General features: G+C 48.2%; 21 protein-coding genes and 2 pseudogenes. 17 read left to right on the forward strand and 6 right to left on the reverse strand.

Annotated elements, in window-relative coordinates; translation table 11 throughout:
• The first annotated feature begins 430 nt into the window (after positions 1-430).
• The 5 genes and pseudogenes from J7438_RS19055 (at position 431) to J7438_RS19075 (ending at position 3,774) form a co-directional block, all read left to right on the forward strand.
• Positions 431-1,087 (forward strand): transposase, encoded by a 657-nt coding sequence (locus tag J7438_RS19055; RefSeq protein WP_209277845.1) that lies wholly within the window; start codon positions 431-433, stop codon positions 1,085-1,087.
• A gap of 368 nt (positions 1,088-1,455) precedes the next feature.
• Positions 1,456-1,662, forward strand: coding sequence for a type II toxin-antitoxin system VapB family antitoxin (locus J7438_RS19060; protein ID WP_209204489.1), 207 nt, complete (start codon positions 1,456-1,458; stop codon positions 1,660-1,662).
• Complete coding sequence (gene vapC / locus J7438_RS19065) at positions 1,663-2,067, forward strand: type II toxin-antitoxin system VapC family toxin (RefSeq protein WP_209277810.1); 405 nt, start codon at positions 1,663-1,665, stop codon at positions 2,065-2,067. It abuts the gene before it with no gap.
• A 71-nt stretch (positions 2,068-2,138) separates the two neighbouring features.
• Positions 2,139-2,201, forward strand: a pseudogene (locus J7438_RS28420) (hypothetical protein); the annotation flags it as partial.
• Positions 2,202-2,250: 49 nt separating this feature from the next.
• Positions 2,251-3,774 (forward strand): mannose-1-phosphate guanylyltransferase/mannose-6-phosphate isomerase, encoded by a 1,524-nt coding sequence (locus J7438_RS19075; RefSeq protein ID WP_286196720.1) that lies wholly within the window; start codon positions 2,251-2,253, stop codon positions 3,772-3,774.
• Positions 3,775-3,846: 72 nt separating this feature from the next.
• On the opposite strand, the gene J7438_RS19080 is transcribed toward J7438_RS19075, so the two are convergent.
• A complete protein-coding gene (locus J7438_RS19080) occupies positions 3,847-4,053 on the reverse strand; it encodes a PIN domain-containing protein (protein WP_209277847.1) in 207 nt (68 codons plus the stop codon).
• A gap of 1 nt (position 4,054) precedes the next feature.
• Between J7438_RS19080 and cpsB the strand changes: the two are divergent.
• A pseudogene (gene cpsB / locus J7438_RS19085) lies at positions 4,055-4,201 on the forward strand (mannose-1-phosphate guanylyltransferase/mannose-6-phosphate isomerase); the annotation flags it as partial.
• Positions 4,202-4,254: 53 nt separating this feature from the next.
• Here the strand turns inward: cpsB and J7438_RS19090 are convergent.
• Positions 4,255-4,395 carry a DUF29 family protein gene (locus J7438_RS19090; RefSeq protein WP_209277811.1) on the reverse strand — a complete coding sequence of 47 codons (141 nt, stop codon included), beginning with the start codon at positions 4,393-4,395 and terminating at the stop codon, positions 4,255-4,257.
• A gap of 154 nt (positions 4,396-4,549) precedes the next feature.
• On the opposite strand from J7438_RS19090, the gene J7438_RS19095 reads away from it, so the two are divergent.
• A complete protein-coding gene (locus tag J7438_RS19095; protein WP_209277812.1) occupies positions 4,550-5,044 on the forward strand; it encodes a CvpA family protein in 495 nt (164 codons plus the stop codon).
• A gap of 195 nt (positions 5,045-5,239) precedes the next feature.
• Here the strand turns inward: J7438_RS19095 and J7438_RS19100 are convergent, their stop codons facing one another.
• Both J7438_RS19100 and J7438_RS19105 read right to left on the reverse strand, forming a co-directional pair.
• Positions 5,240-5,656 (reverse strand): type II toxin-antitoxin system VapC family toxin, encoded by a 417-nt coding sequence (locus J7438_RS19100; RefSeq protein ID WP_209277813.1) that lies wholly within the window; start codon positions 5,654-5,656, stop codon positions 5,240-5,242.
• Positions 5,653-6,024: a type II toxin-antitoxin system Phd/YefM family antitoxin gene (locus J7438_RS19105; RefSeq protein ID WP_209203723.1), complete on the reverse strand. Its 372-nt coding sequence runs from the start codon at positions 6,022-6,024 to the stop codon at positions 5,653-5,655. The genes J7438_RS19100 and J7438_RS19105 overlap by 4 nt, the downstream gene beginning before the upstream one ends.
• A gap of 239 nt (positions 6,025-6,263) precedes the next feature.
• Here J7438_RS19105 and purF point away from each other — a divergent pair, with 239 nt between their 5' ends.
• The 4 genes from purF to J7438_RS19125 all read left to right on the forward strand — a co-directional run bounded on the left by purF (position 6,264) and on the right by J7438_RS19125 (position 12,511).
• On the forward strand, positions 6,264-7,766 hold the full coding sequence (gene purF / locus J7438_RS19110) for an amidophosphoribosyltransferase (protein WP_209277814.1): 1,503 nt from the start codon (positions 6,264-6,266) through the stop codon (positions 7,764-7,766).
• Between the two features lie 326 nt (positions 7,767-8,092).
• The gene (locus J7438_RS19115; protein WP_209277815.1) at positions 8,093-8,644 is read left to right on the forward strand and encodes a hypothetical protein; all 552 of its coding nucleotides are present in this window, start codon (positions 8,093-8,095) and stop codon (positions 8,642-8,644) included.
• A 23-nt stretch (positions 8,645-8,667) separates the two neighbouring features.
• Positions 8,668-8,832, forward strand: a complete 165-nt coding sequence (locus J7438_RS19120) for a hypothetical protein (RefSeq protein WP_209277816.1) — start codon at positions 8,668-8,670, stop codon at positions 8,830-8,832.
• Between the two features lie 490 nt (positions 8,833-9,322).
• On the forward strand, positions 9,323-12,511 hold the full coding sequence (locus J7438_RS19125; RefSeq protein WP_209277817.1) for a hypothetical protein: 3,189 nt from the start codon (positions 9,323-9,325) through the stop codon (positions 12,509-12,511).
• A gap of 141 nt (positions 12,512-12,652) precedes the next feature.
• Here J7438_RS19125 and J7438_RS19130 read toward each other — a convergent pair whose 3' ends face one another.
• Entirely contained in the window at positions 12,653-13,456 is an 804-nt protein-coding gene (locus J7438_RS19130; RefSeq protein ID WP_209277818.1) for a 5'-3' exonuclease H3TH domain-containing protein, read from the reverse strand.
• Positions 13,457-13,609: 153 nt separating this feature from the next.
• On the opposite strand from J7438_RS19130, the gene J7438_RS19135 reads away from it, so the two are divergent.
• Genes J7438_RS19135 through J7438_RS19150 form a run of 4 tightly spaced genes read left to right on the forward strand, consistent with a single transcriptional unit; the run spans position 13,610 to position 18,811 of the window.
• The gene (locus J7438_RS19135; protein WP_209277819.1) at positions 13,610-14,818 is read left to right on the forward strand and encodes an O-succinylhomoserine sulfhydrylase; all 1,209 of its coding nucleotides are present in this window, start codon (positions 13,610-13,612) and stop codon (positions 14,816-14,818) included.
• A gap of 60 nt (positions 14,819-14,878) precedes the next feature.
• A complete protein-coding gene (locus J7438_RS19140; protein WP_209277820.1) occupies positions 14,879-15,781 on the forward strand; it encodes an AAA family ATPase in 903 nt (300 codons plus the stop codon).
• A gap of 11 nt (positions 15,782-15,792) precedes the next feature.
• Positions 15,793-16,785 carry a DUF58 domain-containing protein gene (locus J7438_RS19145; protein WP_209277821.1) on the forward strand — a complete coding sequence of 331 codons (993 nt, stop codon included), beginning with the start codon at positions 15,793-15,795 and terminating at the stop codon, positions 16,783-16,785.
• The gene (locus J7438_RS19150; protein WP_209277822.1) at positions 16,778-18,811 is read left to right on the forward strand and encodes a transglutaminase TgpA family protein; all 2,034 of its coding nucleotides are present in this window, start codon (positions 16,778-16,780) and stop codon (positions 18,809-18,811) included. Before J7438_RS19145 ends, J7438_RS19150 begins: the two co-directional genes overlap by 8 nt.
• Before the next feature lies 1 nt (position 18,812).
• On the opposite strand, the gene J7438_RS19155 is transcribed toward J7438_RS19150, so the two are convergent.
• Positions 18,813-19,244 carry a YiiD C-terminal domain-containing protein gene (locus J7438_RS19155; RefSeq protein ID WP_353620164.1) on the reverse strand — a complete coding sequence of 144 codons (432 nt, stop codon included), beginning with the start codon at positions 19,242-19,244 and terminating at the stop codon, positions 18,813-18,815.
• 322 nt (positions 19,245-19,566) lie between these two features.
• Here J7438_RS19155 and J7438_RS19160 point away from each other — a divergent pair, with 322 nt between their 5' ends.
• Together J7438_RS19160 and J7438_RS19165 are read left to right on the forward strand one after the other, a co-directional pair.
• Positions 19,567-20,337: a hypothetical protein gene (locus tag J7438_RS19160; RefSeq protein ID WP_209277824.1), complete on the forward strand. Its 771-nt coding sequence runs from the start codon at positions 19,567-19,569 to the stop codon at positions 20,335-20,337.
• Between the two features lie 163 nt (positions 20,338-20,500).
• Positions 20,501-20,845, forward strand: a complete 345-nt coding sequence (locus J7438_RS19165) for a hypothetical protein (protein WP_209277825.1) — start codon at positions 20,501-20,503, stop codon at positions 20,843-20,845.
• Positions 20,846-20,860: the final 15 nt, after the last annotated feature.

Here is a 20,860-nt window from a genome sequence, read left to right on the forward strand (position 1 = left end):
CGATTAAGTTTCTTTTTGATAACCACATGACCTTTGGCATCAACACCATGTAGCTGGAAACTCTTTTTGCTCAGATCAATTCCGAGAAAAGCAACCTGGCCTTTTTGATTAGTTCCTGATTTGTTAATCTTTCCCATGGATGGTTCGCTCCGTTTCTTATTTTGAATGATGTCCTACCAAACTCATTCTATTTTGGCTCATTTGAAGCCGTTTTGGGAGCGGGGCGGACCATTCCATTAGGTCTTGATTCTTGACGCCGCTTAATCCTGTTCTACTTTTAGAGTTCCTTGATTATAAGCTGGGGGCATAAGAAGTGAGCAGGCCATTGAGAATCGAGTACGCAGCTGCGCTGTACCATGTGACTTCCCGGGGGAATGAACGTAAGGCTATTTAGCGAGAAGAGTCTGACTTCTATCTGTTCCTTGATACGCTGGCCGAGGTTTGTGACCGCTTTAACTGGGTGATTCATTCCTGGTGTTTGATGACCAACCATTATCATTTGGTGCTGGAAACGCCAGACGGTAATTTGTCGGCGGGTATGCGACAGTTGAATGGTGTTTATACCACACGCTTTAATCGTCGCTATGGCCGTGTTGGGCATTTGTTTCAGGGGCGCTATAAAGCGATCCTTGTTGATAAATCGGCGTACCTTCTGGAGTTAAGCCGCTATGTGGTGCTCAATCCGGTTCGGGCCCGTATGGTGGATCACCCCGCTGACTGGTTGTGGAGCAGTTATCGATATACCCTCGGTGAGCTGCCTTCGCCAGAGTGGTTGGCGACAGATGCGATGTTGCTGTTGTTTTCAGATGTTCGGGAGCGAGCCTGTGAACGTTTTGTTGCTTTTGTACTGGCCGGTGTGGGTATTAATATCTGGGTGCATCTCAAACAGCAGATCTATCTGGGTGATGATCAGTTTGTTTCAAATCAGCAGCAATATATTGAAAAACCGGTGAAAGGTAAGGCGCTCTCTGAAGTACCCCATAAGCAACGGCGCAAACCAGCTCAAGCGCTAGAATTTTACCTGGCGAGTTATGATTCCATCGAGGCTGCGGTTTGCGCGGTTTTTGCTTCCGGCGGTTATACTTAAAAGGCTATTGCTGATTTTTTTGGCCTGCATTATTCGTAAGCAAGATGATTGCCCGGAAGGTGTAAGATTTAACTCAGTATAAGGTGCGGATATTTGATGACGTTTCCGTAAATGCCAGTTTGAAACGAGCCAAACGCTTGCCTCATCTTTCCACAATTATCACATGGTGCCTACAAACCGGGGTCGCACAAACCGGAGTCGGGTCTTTCATTATGCATAACCACCGTCGTTTTCATGAAATACCTGTGTGCGCGGTGAGGATACTTGTGGGTGGGCGTGATGGGTTGTGAGGTTTGAGGGACATAGTTGCTTGTTATTTTTTTGCGGACTATTATGAATACACCATAATTCTCAAAAAAGGTGTATTTATGTCCTCCCATGCAAGAACTAATATCGTCATTGATCAGGATTTGATGCGTGAAGCCCTCGAGCTTTCAGGCCTTGGCTCGCGGCGTGAGCTTGTGAACTATGCCTTACAGGAGCTGGTGCGCAGAGAAAAGCAGAAACAAATCCTGTCGTTAAAAGGGAAGGTCGCCTGGGTTGGGAATCTTGATGATATGAGAGAAACCCGCTGAATGGATATTTTGGTTGATACCAGTGTCTGGGGTGATTTTTTCAATGATGTTGAAAACCCGCAAGTGCACTATCTTGTGAAGTTGTTACAAGAAGGTCGGGTTGCCACCTGTCCGGTGATACTTATGGAAGTGCTCCAGGGTATTCGGGCAGACGATGAATGCAAAAAAACGGAAAGTTATCTTTCGCCACTTGCCAGTTACTCGATATCATATCAGCTGTTTATTGATTCTGCCATGCTGTATAGAAGTGCCAGAAAGAGAGGTATTACTGTTCGTAAAAGTGTGGATTGTCTTATTGCTGTCACCGCGATTCATTATACTCTCCCTCTCTTGCACAGAGATCGCGATTTTGATGCTATTGAAAAGTGCTCAAAGCTGATTTGTGTCAACGCGAGTCAGTATTAAAATTCTTCGACACCACACCATACAGAATCTTAAAAAATCAATGACCGGCTGAAAGCAGAAAACCGTTCTTAAACAAATTGCATCGGAAGGTTTATCGCCCATGGGGTGCTTATGACTCCATCGAAACTCTGTGACTCCGTGCCTCCGTGGCAAATAACCTCTATGAATTTAATACCTGTCATTATGTCGGGCGGCTCCGGCAGTCGCCTCTGGCCCCAGTCCCGTTCTTTATACCCAAAACAGTTTCTGCCGCTGGTTAATGAGCAAACCATGTTGCAGAACACCGTCTCCCGATTAGATGGCCTGGATTCGGTTTCTGCTCCTTTGGTCATTGCCAATGAAGAACACCGCTTCCTGGTGGCAGAGCAAATCCGCCAGATGGGTCGGCAGGCTGCAGGCATTATTCTTGAACCTGTCGGTAAAAACACGGCACCGGCAGTGGCTCTGGCGGCCCTGAAAGCTCAATCCCTGTCTGAAGAAAAAGACCCATTACTGCTGGTATTGGCGGCAGACCATGTGATTCAGAATGTTCAGGCATTTCATCAGGCTATTGAAGCTGCATTACCGGCGGCAAGAGATGGCAAGCTGGTGACCTTTGGGATTGTGCCTACTCATCCGGAAACGGGCTACGGGTATATAAAAGCCTCTGTTAGCCACGGAGAGCCGATGAATGTTCCCGACAACATCGGCACTTCCGCCATCCCTGGCGGTCGCACGGAGGCACGGAGAAAAGAAGAAAAGCTTTTAAAAGAAAACTCCGTGTCTCCGTGTCTCCGTGGCCAACAATCGTCTTGTATGCCTGTTGAGCAATTTGTTGAAAAGCCCGATCTGGAAACCGCTCAGGGTTATCTGGCCTCAGGTGACTATTATTGGAACTCCGGCATGTTCCTGTTTAAGGCCTCCCGCTACATGGAAGAGCTGAACAAGTTCCGCCCCGATATTCTGCAAGCCTGTGAAAAGGCGATGGCAGTTGAGAGCACTGATCTGGATTTTGTTCGATTGGATGAAGCCGCATTTCATACTTGCCCGGATGAATCTATCGATTATGCCGTGATGGAAAAAACCACTGACTCCGTTGTCGTTCCTCTTGATGCGGGTTGGACCGATGTAGGCTCCTGGACATCGTTGGCAGATATCTGTGAAAAAGATGAGTCCGGTAACGCTTTTCAGGGTGACGTTCTGTTGCAGGATACCCGCAACACCTATGTGCGCAGTGAGAAAAAACTGATTGCTACCGTGGGTGTTGAGGATCTGATCATCACCGAAAGCGATGATGCCATTCTGGTGGCCCATAAGGATCGGGTGCAGGATGTTAAAAAGATCGTTGACCGACTGAAGGCAGAAAACCGGATTGAGGCAAAACTGCATCGGAAAGTTTACCGCCCCTGGGGGGCTTATGACTCCATCGATATGGGCGACCGCTTCCAGGTTAAGCGCATTACCGTTAAGCCGGGGGCACAGCTCTCTTTGCAGATGCACCATCACCGTGCCGAACACTGGATTGTGGTCAAAGGTACCGCTTTGGTCACCAATGGTGATCAGGAAATTCTGCTGACCGAAAACCAGTCCACCTATATCCCCATTGGCGTGGTGCATCGGCTGGAAAACCCGGGCAAGTTTGACCTTGAGCTGATAGAGGTACAGAGCGGGGGGTATCTGGGTGAGGATGATATTGTCCGGTTTGAGGATTCCTACGGTAGGGCGTGATTGTCGCTTATACAAGATAACCATTCCCGGGAAACATGACCTCCACAGGAAAAACTGTTTCCAATTCCCAGCTCAAAACTCCCAGGGATTGAACAGTTTTGCCCCTGACTGTTCAAAGTCCCTGATGTTCCTGGTAACAACGGTCATTTGATGCATGATAGCGGTGGCGGCAATCATTGCGTCCCGCTCAGACTTCGGGCTTGGGATATGCAGCCGGTCACAGGTCAGGGCAATCGGGGTACCCAGTACCAAAATGCGCCTCTCAAAGGCGGGAAGCATTCATCAGTCCACTTATATTCCTGTTGGAGCGGTGCATCGACTGGAGAACCCGGGGAAATTTGACCTTGAATTGATCGAAGTGCAAAGTGGCGGGTATCTTGGTGAAGATGATATTGTACGTTTTGAGGATACCTGCGGAAGAGTTTGAGGTGATTTCATTGCATGAGTAACCCTCAGCTTAGTCATTGCCCTTAATGGTGGTCAGGGTTTGAAATCGGCATCGACCACCTCTTTTTCCTCAAGAATGTTATGAAGATCCAGTTCGGCTATCCGGCCACTGCGTATCAGTTCTGCCTGTTGCTGAGTCCAGCTGTAAAAGTCTGTCTGGTATAAATCCTTCATGGGGTGGGCTCTATTTTTTCTTGCAACTGGCTGCTGCGCTATCTTACTGTTGTTAAAGAAAGTATTTGCTCTGTGATTGATTAGCTGCAGAATTGGCATATTTTAGACATTTTCCAGCATAGCATGGTTCCATTATTTGTTAAGGAGTTGGGTATTGACTTTCACCTGGATCGACTGGCTGATCGCCGGTATTGTTATCATCTCTGCGCTTATCAGTTTAAAACGCGGTTTTTTTAAAGAGGTTCTCTCCCTGTTGACCTGGCTTGCCGCTATTTTTGTTGCCTGGTCGTTTGGTGGTGCCCTGTCAGAGCGATTGACTGATTACATAGCCACTCCATCCGTTCGGGTAATGGCAGCCTGTGCCTTGCTGTTTGTGGCAACACTGATGGTGGGTGCGCTGGTTAATCGTATTATTGCTGAACTGGTTCAGGCGACGGGGCTGTCGGGTACTGACCGTATTCTGGGCATGGCGTTTGGTGGTTTGCGAGGCTGTTTGCTGGTGACGATTCTCGTTGGCCTGCTGACGCTGGCTCCCCTGGAGCAGGATCAGGCCTGGCAGCAGTCGGTGCTTTTACCCCATTTTATGCTGCTGGCTGACTGGTCCAAGCAGACGGTTGTTGATGTTATGGGGCCGTTGATGCAAAGCTGACGCCAGGAGGCTGTCCGAGAATAGACTACCCTACGCGGCAACTGCTCCTGCGTTGCTCTAGCTCCTGCATCCATGCAGTCGTGCGGTTGCGATAAATTGGTCTAAAAATTCTTGCTTCTTCGTCAAATAGCCCCGCTATTCTCCTCAGAATCAGAAATTTTTATCCTCAATTTTCTGCCATCCTCGCTACGGGCGCTATTCTCGGTCAGCCTCCTGGCTGATGGTTTTTACATGAGAATAAGTCAGTATCTTCTCATCGGCAGTGACCAGTGGTGCGGCTAATGATCTGGATAGCGCGACAATAATCCGGTCTGCCGGGTCTTTATGGAACTGGCCAGGTAATCGAGTGGATTCAATGGCCACCTTATTGCTTAAGGGTTCGAAATGCAGTGAATCCACTTGCTGCGCAAATCCCAGCCAGGAGTCCAGGTCCATGGTCAGATTCAGACGACCTCTGTTGACCAGCATGGCGATCTCCCAGCTGGTGATGGTGGATACTATCAGGCAACCGTTGTTTTTCTGTTCCTGTTCAATGGCATTGCGTGCGGCTGTACTGAGTTTATGGCAGCCGGACAGCCACCAGATCAGGATATGGGTGTCAAGGACAATCAATGGTTGGCCTCCCAGTCTTCATCGGCAACGGGGGCGGTTGGGTCATCATAGAAAAGTACCGATCCTTGCAGGGTTTCCATGGGTGTTTTTGATGCCCTGTTGCATGGCTCTGAGATTCCTGAATAAGAGCTGTCATTAACTTCGGCAAAGGTATCGGTAATGCTCTTATCGTAAGCTACCTTCCCCTTTAATAAACCATGCCCCTTGTTATCTCCAGCTGTTGTATAAGGCACCAGCCGCATGACCGGCTTTTTACGCTGGGTAATGATAATGTCGGCATTTTCTTCCAGAGCCAGGCGCACTAATTCCGAGAGCCTGGTTTTCGCTTCATGCATACCAACGGTTACCTGGTTTGATTCTTTCGTCATGGTGAGTATTTCTAGCTAATTAAACTAGTTTAAACATAGTTACTTGACCCGTATTGTGCAAAAACTTTTTCGCAGTTTGCTGATCTTAAGGTAAGTTGTGGTTTTCGTAATCCACTGATTTAGCGTATTATCTCAGGCTCTCCGTTATCAGGGATAAACGGGTTTAAAGTGATTGAACAGGCAATTTTAATCATTAGTTCCGATAACGATATTAGCTGATCAATCCTGAGGATGAGTGCATGTGTGGAATTGTCGGTATTTCGGCAACGGTGAATGTTAACCAGCTGTTGTTCGATGCGCTGACTGTGCTGCAACACAGGGGGCAGGACGCTGCGGGGATGGTGACTCTTGATGAAGCTCGCTTTTTCCTGCGTAAAGATAACGGGCTGGTGAAGGATGTATTTCGTACCCGTCATATGAAGCGGCTTAACGGCTGCTCCGGCCTTGGGCATGTTCGATACCCGACGGCGGGCACTTCCAGTTCAGCAGAAGCCCAGCCATTTTATGTTAACTCGCCTTATGGCATCGCTTTAGCCCATAACGGCAATCTGACCAATGCGGATGATATCAAACAGTCGTTGTTTGAAAGTGACCTCCGCCACATTAATACCCACTCCGACTCTGAAATCCTGCTGAATGTTTTTGCCCATGAACTGGCAAAAGAGGGTAAGCATAAACCGCTGGCAGAAGATATTTTTAACGCAGTAACCGGTGTTTACCAGCGCTGTGAAGGTGGCTTTGCTGTAGTGGCCCTGATTAATGGTCATGGCATGGTCGGTTTCCGGGACCCCCATGGCATTCGGCCGCTGGTCTATGGTAAGCGGGAAACCGGGAACGGTACTGAGTATATGCTGGCCTCAGAATCGGTGGCCCTTGATGCCCTCGACTTTGAGCTGGTGGGGGATGTTGCTCCGGGGGAAGCCATTTATATTGATGAGCAGCGTCAGCTCCATACTTTCCAGTGTGTGCCCGGTAAACTCACTCCCTGCATGTTTGAGTACGTGTATCTGGCCCGCCCGGATTCCAGCCTGGATGGTATTTTTGTCTATCAGTCCCGCCTGCGTATGGGGCAGACGCTGGCCAATAAAATCCTCCGGGACTGGCCTGATCATGATATTGATGTGGTGATGCCCATTCCGGATACCAGTCGAAACTCTGCCCTGGAGATGGCGACTCGCCTGGGCCTGCCTTATCGGGAAGGTTTTGTTAAGAATCGTTATATTGGCCGGACCTTTATTATGCCCGGTCAGGCCATTCGCAAGAAGTCTGTGCGGCAGAAGCTGAATGCCATTCATCAGGAGTTTGCCGGTAAGAATGTGCTGCTGGTGGATGATTCCATTGTCCGTGGCACCACCTGTGAGCAGATTATTGAGATGGCCAGGGATGCCGGGGCCAAAAAGGTGTATTTCTGTTCAGCGGCTCCTGCCATTCGTTATCCCAATGTATACGGCATTGATATGCCAACCCGGGAAGAACTGATTGCCCATGGTCGTACGGATCAGGAGGTTTGTGAACTGATCGGTGCCGATAAGCTGATTTTCCAGGATCTGGATGATCTGAAGAAGGCGGTATCTTCTCTCAACCAGGCCATTGACGATTTCGATTGCTCCGTGTTTGATGGTCGTTATGTGGCCGGTAATATTGATGATGATTATCTGGAGCAGCTGGCTTCCAGCCGGAATGATGATAGTCGTCAGGCTGAGAGTGATATTATTGATCTTCATAACGAAGGGGAGCTCTGACTTGTTATGCTTATCTCCCGGGGTTGTTCTAAAGCCTTGGAGGACTCGTTCCCATGCTCTGCGTGGGAATGCATAGTGCGTGGGATCAGCGGTGTATATCTTGCGGGTGAAAGACCCGCTATGGAAGAAGAACCAGTTTTACCGGCTGGGAACTTAACCTGCCGGATTTCGTGCGGTGGTTGCCTTGGTAACCATACGGGTATTAGCGGATTCTATAAATAGCGTTACCCCACCCATTGTGTTGACAATAACGATCAGTTGAATCAACTCTATATAAATGATTTTGGTAACTTCCATTTGCCAATTTTCCTAAATCTGCTTTTGCCATGATGCATCAAAAGTGTGATTCGCTGTTAGCATTCGATCTAGACGAAGTATGCTGTCATAATCTCGAAAAACTTTATCATGTCAAGGATGGTATTGTACCTTCTGACACAAGAATGAGGGAAGTTGTTGATCCTGCCGAGTATAAGACATCCTTCAAGAAACTACTCAATATTGTTCAGCGTAATGGTGCCCTGAAAGGTTTTCAATTTAAATGCGGCAAGCTAAAAGACCATTATCTCCTTCCTGTTGATGGTACCGGTCTTTTTTATTCAGGAACCTGTCGTTGTAATGACTGTTGCATCATGAATGAAGGCAAAAAGAATGAAGCTTATTATCACAATATTATGGGTGGGTGTATTGTCCACCCAAACCAGAAAACGGTGCTTCCTTTAGCACCCGAAGCCATTTGCAAACAAGATGGCACGGGAAAAATGATTGTGAAAAAGCGGCTATGCGACGTTTTTTGGCTCAGGCAAAACACGTCCATCAGCAACTACATCTGGTCATTCTTCTTGACGGCTTATACGCTGATAACCCCACCGTTGCTCTGATCAAGAAGTATGGCTGGCACTATATGATCGTTGCAAAAGATGGTAACCATGAGTCGCTTATTGAGACCATGAATGAGCTTTATGATCAGGGTGAAGTTAAGCACCATACCATCGTTGATAAAGAGAAAAATACAACTCATAGATTTCGTTATGCTAACAATGTAACCCTAAATTTCAAAAAGCTTTAAATAAACCAGCAAAGCCAACACGAAAGCGATTATGGAAAAAATACCCAGTTTGTTTCTTACCTTGATGATTGGTAGTTGGGATGCTTTGTTTAAAGCAATTGCGCACGGATCCAAAGCCCAGAAACTGGAATTTGATACTTCATAACATTAAAAGATAGCCAAGGTTTCAGGGTTAGAGATAGAGGTTTTCCTCCAGCTAAAGTAGCTGAAGGCTTTCTTTTTCTGGGAATATTATGAGTGCTTCTATGTATCTGCTATAGAAATTGTCGTGTGTAATCATCGGGAGTGGCTGCCTCAAAACCCAGCGAATTAATTATGTCAAACGTGCAGGCAAGGTTCGCAGCTGAAAATATTGACAGTCTGGCCATGAAAACAACAGAACTGACTATTGAGGCGATTCGCAATAAGCCTATCCTGAGTGATGTACTGATTTAAAAAGGGATATAGCACTTAGCGAGTAATAGAAAAATCATATAGAAAGGGGTTAAAGTTGAATAGTGTTGGAAACAAAGGCGATATTCGTCCCAAAACTGATAGCTCTTCGTCAACAAAAACCAGTTTCAAATCTAATAGCTATAGTTGGTCAGCTTCAACAATAAAGTTTGACACCCAGCCGGTAACGGCTTTTGGCCATCGGACAGTCTGCGAATCGACCAGCAAGCTGCTGTCTCCTCACCCCAGAGAGTCTGAGCGACAAGAGCTACTTCGGGTCGCTGAGAGTGGGCACCTGGCGTTTCGGCGAATTGAAGTGCATGTAGAAGAAGATTACTTCACTACCAAACGTGCACCAAGACCTTTCAGTCTGGCTCTGCCGGGGGAGATGATACCCGTCAAGCCAGTGCCAGAAGCGTTAGGCAGGTACATAGTAGGTATCAGCGATCCGCAATGCCTGTTCGTCTACAAACGTGATCCACGGACTGAGCGTTTGCTGGAGGAGTCAGACATGACTCCTGATACACTGCCAAAAAAACTACTATCAGATCTGCAGTTATTGCACGACAAACGTCGCGAGAATGCCAATCGAGTCAACTGGAGACTCTATCCTGATTGTTTCACCTCTGGACACCTTCGAGAAGATGGGACGTTCAGTTTACCTAAATTGAAAAACGGCGAATATAATCCCATATATGATTTCCCGGAACTGGTGCTCATTAACTACAGCAAGAAAGACATCCTATGTTTCTTTGTATACAAGGATAAAGAGACCAATATTTCCGATATCCTGCAGTATAAGCACCGTTGTGAAGAGGTATTGAATCGTGAATCCTTACCTTTGGTTGTTTATTGCCATCGCACAGGCTCTGTGGAGGTCTGTTTTGATGATGAGCTGGACAGTGAACACCTGGCCAATAATGAGCGTTCTCTGGATGAGTTTGCGTTCTCACAGAGCATAGACCTGGACAATTTCAGAGCCCTGTTAAACATGCTGCCAATGCCTTTACGGGCCCAGGCGCTGAGTTCAAAATTAACCATCCCACCCCAGGTTATGCACAAATTGCAACAGGCTATAGAGCTGGTGAGTGATCCCTGTTGTTACAGCTATGAAAGGCTTCTGAAGTTGAAACAGGGTGGATTGCCCATTGACCAGCGTTTTTTTCATAACGTGGCTGTTAAATCTTTGCTTGATATTCTCCTGGATACCGAAGTATTCAGACACAACGGGTCCCTGGATTTTGGAAGTACGAGAGAGGATTTGCTTAAGGGACAGCCAATTCGGGTTCAGCAGGGGGAAGAAGCTTACCGATTATTTCAGCTGCTTTTGCAAAGCGGGGCAAGGCTGACTCAATGGGGCCTGAGCCGCATCGACGGTATGGAACGGTTTTTCCAATATGTATTGCCAGTGGGCATATTCAATTGTTTAGTGGCTGCCTCTGCTCCATTTGAGTTTCTGACCCTGCAACATCTCAGACAACTACCTTTGACCGGCTGCCCGGGAAGCGTCTTTGAATTTGACCGTGTCTGCCGGAGCAACAGTCCAGTGCAACAGCAGGAATGTCTGAAAGGGATACTACATTATGTGGTCACTCTGCCGAATCCAACCCTCGAACATATTCAGTCCAACTTATTGGCTCTTTTTCATTACCAGGTTTCCCTGGAAAAAGACGTTCTGGATAGTCTTGAGTTCCGCCTGAAGAGGTATCATTGCCGGAATGGCAAAAAGGTCATTGATGATCTCTCCGTAGATGATTATATTCACTGGCTTGAAGAACTGTACAAGCAACGAAAAACGCATCCTTTCTACCAGAATTGGCCAGAACATGTCCGTCAGGCTCAGCAGGAAATAACAGAACTGAAACAATCTCTCGGTGTGGACGATTCTGTCACATTGGCGACACCCCTGGCAGCCGGAACACCAACGGCGTTGCAGTTTCTGGTGGACGCCTTCAGCAAACCCCCGGTCCTGCCTGATAATGCCGGCGATAATGAAAAAACCATCCTGAAGGTATTGCAGCATTATTACCGCCGTCCGGGGCCGGAACGGGTGATCAAGAGTCTTGGCAGACAAACCATGCCAACACAATGGAAACTGCAACACAGCTGCAGTCATGTCCTGCGGGCCAGGAATAACGGACACTGGTATATGGAATTGCTGGAGAAATTTAAGCAGTGTTCCCTGAGCAAAAAAGAAAAAGAACTCCTGTCTCTGGCGATTATCTACCATGATGCGGCTGCCGAAGATGTCGACAAATCAGAGGAAGAAACAAGATCGGCTGATTATTTCAAAAGAGACTTGGCAGGATACTACCCCGAACAGCTGCTGGAAGATATGGCATTGGCAATGATCAACAAGGAAAAAGATGTGAATGGTAGCGATGAGCCGAACCTGTCTGAGTCTGTGCGCTGGTATCTGCGCATATTACGCTTTGCGGATCGAATGGATATTATCCGTTGCTGCGGGGTTGGGGCTGATTTTCCCAGGATGATGGAGACTCAACCCTGGGGTTTTGATGCTACACGTCTTGACCTGCCAACGCAGTTACCCTGGGATTTTCGCTCAGGCTCTGGCAACCAGACTGAATTCCAACGTCATCTGGAAGCCGCCATGCACGGTGCAGCTGATCTGTCGCGGATAACCGGGCAACTTCAGGATCAGCGCAAAAAAAACTACGCCCTGATCTACGGTCTCAACGACAATGGCGCAAAGATCTCTGAAAACTTTGAATGGACAACTGAGCCGGTGCGGAGAATGAACCAGTTTATTGACGACAATGTTCGCCGCAAAATGGCTCAGGAGGCCGGAATTATTGTCTGTTCAGACCCCAGTCACAAAACCTGCAAGGCTGATCAGAACAAAGGGATCACTTATGGTATTCATAACAGCTGGTATGATCTGGCGCAGGTGGCGATTCCAACCGGAATGACACTGCTGGAAAAGATGCAGTACCAACATGACCCATCGCTGCTGAGCCCGGCAACAGAACAGGCACTGAAGCAAGAGGTGCAGCGACTGAAGAGCAAAGGTATACGGATGAATACGGGCACCTTGAAGCAGGAAACACTGGCTTCGAAGGAAGCCCGAAAAGTGCTGAAACAGCAGGGTATTGCCGTGGTCAGGGAGAAGCGTCGCTACTTCACCAACGATGACCTCCCGAGAGAACGGGAAATGCTGGTGCCAAAGAAGATAGCGAAGCCTGATGCTCAGAGCGCGTCGGCAGAGTGGGCCTGTAAAATCCTTTGATCTGGCTATGAAATGCAACTTCAGACAGCAGCAACCTGACGGAACTTTTCGCCAGCCAGTTAATCTAAAAAATATAACCCTTCGTCTCTCCAATTCCGTTTTTCCGGGTTTCGCGACAGCGTCGGGACCCGGTGTGGTCGCCTAACCCTGGGTTTTCTCCTGGTATCGAAGGTCTTTTAAGCTCAACCCTAACGCCACATCATATTGTAACGTTGCCAAACGTACCGATAGCTCCGCTTGTTCCCTCTGCGCCAACACCTTTTTCAAAGCTCCTTTCACCTTTTCCCCATGTGCCACTTCAGGTTCGAATATCGCTCGTAAACTGCCAAACCGGTTAAGTAGCTCCGTCGCACCTTTCTTTCCTACGCCTTCCACACCGGGAACATCTCCAACGCCTGCAATACCCCAGTAGTCCAGTAACTGTTCAGGGGGTATTCCATACTCTGTGCACACAGAGGCTCTGTCAAAATTCTCTTTCTGGAAATGATCCCGCTGTATGACCAGTGACGAATGGAGCAGCTGGCGGTATGCCTTATCCGTTGACAGAATCACCGTTTTAACATTGGCGGCAATGGCCTTGTGGGTAATGGCACCAATCACATCGTCAGCTTCTATACCGTTACGACGAAACGTCATTAATCCCATCTCGCGAAAAGCATTATTGAATTCAACCAGCCTCTGTCGTAAGACCATCGGCATCGGCTTGCGCTGCGCTTTATACCCTGGCAGAAGCTGATGTCGCCAGGTAGGAGGGTCGCCATCAAAGACCATCAGAATATGGCTTGGGTTGCACTCTTTGATGGCTCTTTGCACGGATGACAGTGTTGCAGATAATGCCCCATCCACCTGTTGGTTTTCATCGGCCTGAGGCTCCCTTGATGGGATGGCCGCATGGATGCGACGTATCAGGTTCAGAGCATCAATCAGAAGCAGTGTTGGTGCCATATTATCGGTTGATTCCAGCGGTGAGTATTTACGTTTGACAATGATAACGGAAATTTGCTCAAAGCAGGCTGTGGATTTGTTCTGTGTTCTGGTATGTTAACGTACTGGCACAGGTATAAATTACAAAAAATACGCGGTAATTCAGGAAGTTCCATGAATGATCATGATTTGACTGAGACTTTGGCATTTGCAACTCAGTCCATCCGGGCAGGTTCGTTTCGCAGTGATCAGCGTGAGCACAGTGAAGCCATCTATCTGAGTTCAAGTTTTGTTTATGACAGTGCTGCCCATGCTAAGGCAGTTTTTGCCGGGGATGAACCGGGTAACGTCTATTCCCGCTATACCAACCCTTCAGTCCAGATGCTGGAAGAGCGCATGGCGGTGCTGGAAGGCAGTGGGATTGAAGACGACATTACCGCCTGTGCTACGGCTTCTGGCATGGCCGCTATTCTTGGCACCTGTATGTCGCTGCTGAAAAGTGGTGATCATGTCGTTTGTTCCCGCAATGTATTTGGCACAACATTCACTGTCTTTGCCCGGTATTTTGCCAAGTTCGGTGTGAGAACTACATTTGTTGATCTGGTGGACTATCAACAGTGGCAAGAGGCGATGACACCACAAACCCGTCTTCTATTTCTGGAAACCCCTTCTAATCCATTGAGTGATGTGGCTGATCTTGAACGGCTGGCGGATATTGCCCACAGTAACGACGCCCTGCTTATGGTGGATAACTGCTTCTGTACTCCAGCCCTGCAACGTCCACTCTCTTTTGGTGCGGATCTGGTGGTGCATTCGGCCACAAAATACATTGATGGTCAGGGACGTTGCCTTGGAGGCATGGTGGTTGGCAGGAAACAGCTTGTGGATGAAGTTCACTTATGGCAGCGGTCAGCAGGGGCAACCATGAGTCCGTTCAATGCCTGGGTGTTTTATAAAGGGTTGGAGACGCTCTCTGTGCGTATGGACGCGCACTGTCGAAACGCTTCGGAATTGGCGTCCTGGCTCAGTCAGCATCCAGCTGTGGAGCGTGTCCATTATTCAGGGTTGAGTTGCCACCCTGGCCATGAGCTGGCGAAAAAACAGCAGAAAGGTTTTGGTGGTGTGCTGGCCTTTGAAGTGAGAGGTGGTCGGGAGTCCGCCTGGAAAGTGATTGACAGTGTTCAGATTATGTCCCGTACTGCCAATTTGGGGGATACCCGGACCACCATCACCCATCCGGCAACAACAACACACTGTCGTTTGTCCGATGAAGACAAAATAAAGTCAGGTATTACAGAAAGTCTGGTTCGTATTGCCGTTGGTCTTGAGAATATTGACGACCTGAAAACTGATCTGGAAAAGGGACTCAGGCAGTTGTGGTAAGCCCAGTGTTGCTGTCCAGGGATGGCGCTCTTAATAAGAACAAAGCTGGAATCATGATTTATGAACTCAACGCTGCAGAACTCTCTGGACGCGCTGTCTGGTGTTATTCGGGGGAAAGATCGGGAACTTCGGTTGGCATTATGCTGCATGTTAGCCCGGGGGCATCTGTTAATCGAAGATTTGCCTGGTATGGGGAAAACCGCACTGGCATTGTCACTGGCCCGATTGCTGGGGTTGGAGTATCAACGAATCCAGTTTACCAGTGACCTGTTGCCGGCCGATATTCTGGGCGTTTCTATTTTTGATCGGGCATCATCTGAATTCCAGTTCAAGCCAGGTCCAGTGTTTTCCCAGCTGCTGCTGGCGGATGAAATTAACCGCGCTTCACCCCGAACCCAGAGCGCACTTCTGGAAGCTATGGAAGAACGACAGGTGACCATAGAAGGGCAGGGCAGATCGCTGCCTGAGCCGTTTGTGGTGATTGCCACTCAGAATCCGTTGACACAACAGGGAACATTTCCACTGCCTGAATCGCAGATGGATCGCTTTTTGATGTGTATTCCCATGGGGTATCCGGATACCGACTCAGAAAAAGTCATTCTCCGGGGCGAAGCCGGGCGATTTCTTGTCAGCCAGCTGGGGCAGTCAGTGACACCGAAACAATTTTTGTTGATGCAGCAGCAAGTCAATAACGTCCACGCCAGTGATCTCTTACTGGATTATGTACTTCGATTACTGAAGGCCACCCGTGAAGAGGGGTATTTTGCCGTTGGTTTATCGCCAAGGGCGGGTTTGGCACTGTTGCAGGCAGCCCGGGCCTGGGCCTATATAGACGGCAGGGACTACCTGATTCCGGAAGATATTCAGGCCGTGTTTGTTCCGGTTGCCACGCACCGGCTGACCATGCAGAAACAGGGTATATCGCCCGGTGAACTCCTTGCCCGCATTAATGCCATGGCTTGAGTGGTTCGTCAATGAAAGACTCACTTGTTACTGCATCCCGGCGTTGGCTGAACCAGCGTTTTCAGCAGTGGGCTGATCAGCGCACACCCAGAGCAACCAGAATTCAGCTTAACCAGCGTCGTATTTATATTGTACCGACAGGCTCGGGATTTTTCTGGCTTTCCATGGTGCTGGTGATTTTTCTGGTGGCGGTTAATTACCGTAATTCTCTGGCTTATGGTCTCTGCTTCTTTATGCTGAGCCTGTTTTTATTGGCCATTATTCATACGTGGCGTAATCTGGCCGGCATTACCCTGGTGGCCAAGAGGGCAGAATCCGGATTTGCCGGTGAGCTGATACCGGTATCGATAGAATATCTCAGTGAACGGCGGCCGCGTTATTCTATTGCCATTGGCTGGCCAGATACCGAATCCATTGTCGTTAGTTTTGACAGCGATCGTGAGCAGGGTTTGCTTGCTCAGGCTGGATCACGGGGATGGTTTCGGCCCGGGCGACTGCGTATAGAAAGTATTTACCCTTTGGGATTATGTCGGGCATGGAGCTGGGTTCGTCTGGATTTTAACTCGTTGGTTTATCCGGCTCCGGATGACCGATACCCGTTACCGGAGAATGAGACTATAGACGATGGTGAGCGGTCATTGACGACGTCAGGTTTTGAAGAGTTTGCCGGATTCAGAACTTATCAGCAGACAGATACCCCTGCCCATGTTTTCTGGAAAGGCTATGCACGAACAGGAGAGCTGCTGACCAAGCAGTTTGATCAACCATCAGGCCGTGAACTCTGGTTTTCCCTGGACCAGGTGCCGGAAGGAGATCTTGAGCAAAGACTTTCGGTTCTGACTGCCTGGTGCCTGCAGTGTGATAGGCAACAATATGCCTATGGTCTGGCACTGGCAGGGCAGCAACTGGCACCATCAACCGGTGAGGTGCATTTAAAGCAGTGCCTGGAAATGCTGGCGTTGTATGAGCTGGATCAGGGTATGGCTGGAGGAGTAAATGGATAGCCCGGCTGTTTCCCGTTATGCCACGCTCTGGCTTCTGGTGGCACAGGTTATGGTGGCATTGCCGGTGCTTGAGGTTCTGCCCATTGTGGTGCTTCCTTTACTGGTGCTTACCCTGATGTGGCGTGCACTGATCTGGTTTGGCAGAGGCTCCTGGCCCTCAGATCTGTTAAGACGTCTTTTGGTCGCTCTTTCACTGGTCCTCATCATCACGTCCTCTGGTTGGCAATTTTCACTGGAATTGGCCGTGACCTTTCTGGTGACCGGTTACGCGTTGAAAATGCTGGAGATGAAAACCCGCAGGGATGCGTTGGTGATCGCCTATATCGGCTTTTTTGTGGTGGGGGCCGGGGTGATTTATTCCCAGTCCCTGATGCAGGCATTATATCAGTTACTGTGCCTGGGTGTGTTAGTCGCAGCGATTCATGCGATGTATTCGCCAACACAAAGCGCTTCGGCAAGTTTATCCATAAAAGGCAGTCTTCGTTTTACCGGCCTTATTCTGCTGCAAGCCCTGCCTTTAACGTTGGCTCTGTTTATTTTTGTTCCCCGTCTTGGTCCATTATGGGCAGTGCCCTGGCCTGAAGGAGAGGCTAAAACCGGATTGTCTGACACGATGCAGCCAGGTGATGTGGCAAGGCTCAGCCAGTCTTATGAGTTGGCTTTTCGGGCTCAGTTTACCGGTTCTGTACCACCGGCCAGTGAACGTTATTGGAGAACGCTGGTTCTTGATCAATACGATGGTGAGCGGTGGTGGCAAAGTGACCTGATACGTTTATTGAACCAGTTTCCGGGAGAAATCGATGATGAGCGAGACTGGCAGGGTAGATTGCCAGTGATTGATGGCTGGTGGCAGGTTCAGCCAGGGCAGTATAACTATGAGGTGTTATTGGAGCCCAATGGTCGACAGTGGCTTCCTGTTCTCGGGATGGCCGCTTTATCGGTGCCGGAAACTACGGTTTTGAGAACCTTACGACTGGAAGCAGATAAGCCTGTTTTTGAACGACGCTTGTATCAGCCTGCACAACAGAGCGTGGTTGCACAGACGATTACCATGCCTTCCTGGTTGCTGGCTCTCAATAAGTCATTGCCTGACAATGGCAACGCCCAGAGTCGTATTTTGGCGCAACAGTTGTTTGCTGAGTCTGGTCGGGATCCGGTTACCATGGGACGGCGGGTAATGGACTATTTCAATCAGGAGCCTTTTTACTACACACTGTCGCCACCGTTGATGGAGCAGAATGAGGTCGATCAATTCCTGTTTGTCCACCGCAGAGGGTTTTGCGAGCACTATGCCAGCAGTTTTGTGTTTATGATGCGCTCGGTGGGGATACCAGCACGCATCGTGACCGGTTATCTCGGAGGGGAGTATTTACCCGAAGAAAAGGTGATCAGAGTCCTTCAGCGAGATGCCCATGCCTGGGCGGAGATTTGGGTTGAAGGGCAGGGGTGGATTCGATTTGACCCCACCGCAGCGGTAGCGCCGGAGCGCATTGATCTTGGCATTGATCACATGATTGAGCAGGGTGGATTGCTGCAGGGGCAGATCCCTTTGGCTTATCGTTTGGGTCAAACAGGCTTTTTCAAGTCGGTTCGACAGGGCTGGGAGCGACTTGAATACCGCTGGCAGAAGACCGTGGTACAGTACCAGCAGGAAAAACAGCAGTCTTTTATGAGGGAGTTGTTTGGTACTTCATCCTTTTACTGGCAGCAGATCGGTGTGCTTGGTGCATTGTTAGCGCTGTTTCTTATGCTCTTTGGGGTCTTTGCTCTCTTTCATAGGCCAGCGCTCAATCCTTATCAAAAGCTCTGGTTACGACTGGAACGTAAGCTGGTTGCCAGGGGCTTTGAGCGCCAGGTAGGGGAAGGGCCAAAAGATTTTGCATTGAGAGTAAACGCTGAAAATGATGCCTTGGGTGCGCAACTGTTATCGATTGTGGATCTCTATATTCGGTCGGCATACTCGGGACGAGTGAAAGTGGACAAACCGTTGCTTGATCAGTTGAGCAAAATGATCAAGCAACTGTAAGTTATTCTGGCATCGCCACATAAATGCCTTTGTAGGTTGCGATGTTGATGGATGACTTATCTTCTTTTCCTGTTGAAAATAACTCAACCGTTAATTCCAGTTTGGCATTGCGACACTCATTTAAACGATCAAAAAACTTGGCTGGAACAGTGGCGCTGCAGTGAGCTGATATACGGCCTTTGCCGGGGGCATGGTAGGTGAGTTGGGAATCAGCGATAACGGCAGCGCAGTCCTTTACACGTGTTCTGGCGTGAAGTGTGGTAAACAGCCACCCATAGATGGTGGCCAGTGCGGCAATACTGCCACCAAAAGCGGTTCCTTTATCGTTAATATTGGGTACCAGTGGGCAGCTGATCACTAATTCTCCCTCCCTGAACTGATCAAAACTGACTTCCATATTATTCAGCAGAGCGATGTTGTCTTGTATCCTTATGTTTTATTGATATAAACAGTAAATGGGTTTTGTTAGGAAGGAACTTGTGTTTGAAGTGGGAGTCTTAAGCATTGATTCAATAACTTAGTAAATTAATGAATTAATGACTGATCCAGATTTTAACTTACAAGACTGTTATTCGAATTTTCTAACTGCATATGACGCTATTATGTCCGGTGGTAAGTCGCTTTCGCATGGCTGTACACATAAAAATGTTACAGCATTCGGTCAGAAAGTGAAACAAACTTCCCCAATCAATAACACCTCAATACCCGATGGGGATGGATTCCATAACCGATTCGGTGATTCAAGACTTAAACAAATGTCAATCACTATTCTTGATTCTAAAGAGATCTGCCTGGACGAGCCCTTTGAATTATTCGTAAGGCCAGAAATAATTCAGAAAGCTGATAGTGGCACTGAAACAGAAACAAAAATTGTGCGAGTTAGGAGTATGGCTGGTGAAGACGGTTCTCACTCTGTTAATAACTGCCATCAGTATTCTAACGTGATGGAGCAACTCTGTCCGATAATTCATGCTGATAACTTGAGTAATAAGTATGTTTCAAACCCATCAGAAAAAATAACTGACAACAAAGCCTCTCGATTGGAGCGCCAAAGGAAGCGCCAAAGGGAGCGCTACCAGAATGATCCCGCTTTCGCAGAGCGCCAAAGGGAGCGCGTAAGGAAGCGTCGCAAAGATCCCGCTTACGCAGACCGCCAAAGGGAGCGCTACCAGAATGATCCCGTTTACGCAGAGCGCAAAAGGGAGCGCAAAAGGGAGCGCTACAAGAATGATCCCGCTTTCGCAGAGCGCCAAAGGGAGCGCGGAAGGGAGCGTCGCAAAGACCCCGTCTTCGCAGAGGGGCAAAGAATCTATATGAATACTTACAACAGAATCAAAAGACAAACCGCCAACAAGGAAGAAGCTTCAAAGCAAGCGAAAATCGCAAAAGAACAGTATCTCCGGTCAATCCATTCAGCTGGAAACTCCAGTGAATTAACACTGACTTCTAATTCACTTGAAACAAACCAGAGTTCCAGTAAAAATTCAGATGGCACTCCCCCACCCGCTTTTCAGTCTTCAAACTGAAGGGATTTTTACCGGCTCGATTTGGCCTGTCTCAACCTGAGTGAACAGTCAGCAATCGAAAAGTAAGAAGGTATTGGTCGTATAGTGAATAAGTTGTGAAAGGAAGGAACTTTTTATAAAAAGGCGTGGTCTTAAGATATAATTCAATACTTCTTGTAACTCAATGGATCGCTCCAATAACTTACCTTTATTCGAAGCTGTATTTTCTGGTCTTTATTTCAATTCATTAGATTTAATAGAACAATCATATCAGCTTCATGAGAGCGAGCAGCCAACGTTTCGAGGCATTCCTGTTCAGAAGATTGCCTCTTCTTTTCCTGCTTACACTAGTGAATCAGCTATAAATCAGAATAACGCTGGCACTTTTAATCCATTGCATGAATATGGTGCTGCATATCTCTCAGATGCCTATCTGGAAGCCTATCTAGGAACTGAGTTTTCTGAGATATCTCAATCCGAGTTTGATGAATATTTACAATCCCGATCGAACCCATCTCACCCTGAATGAGCCGCCAGCAATCGA

The sequence above is a fragment of the Thalassotalea sp. G20_0 genome (genome assembly GCF_017744175.1).
Lineage (GTDB): Bacteria > Pseudomonadota > Gammaproteobacteria > Pseudomonadales > Endozoicomonadaceae > Endozoicomonas.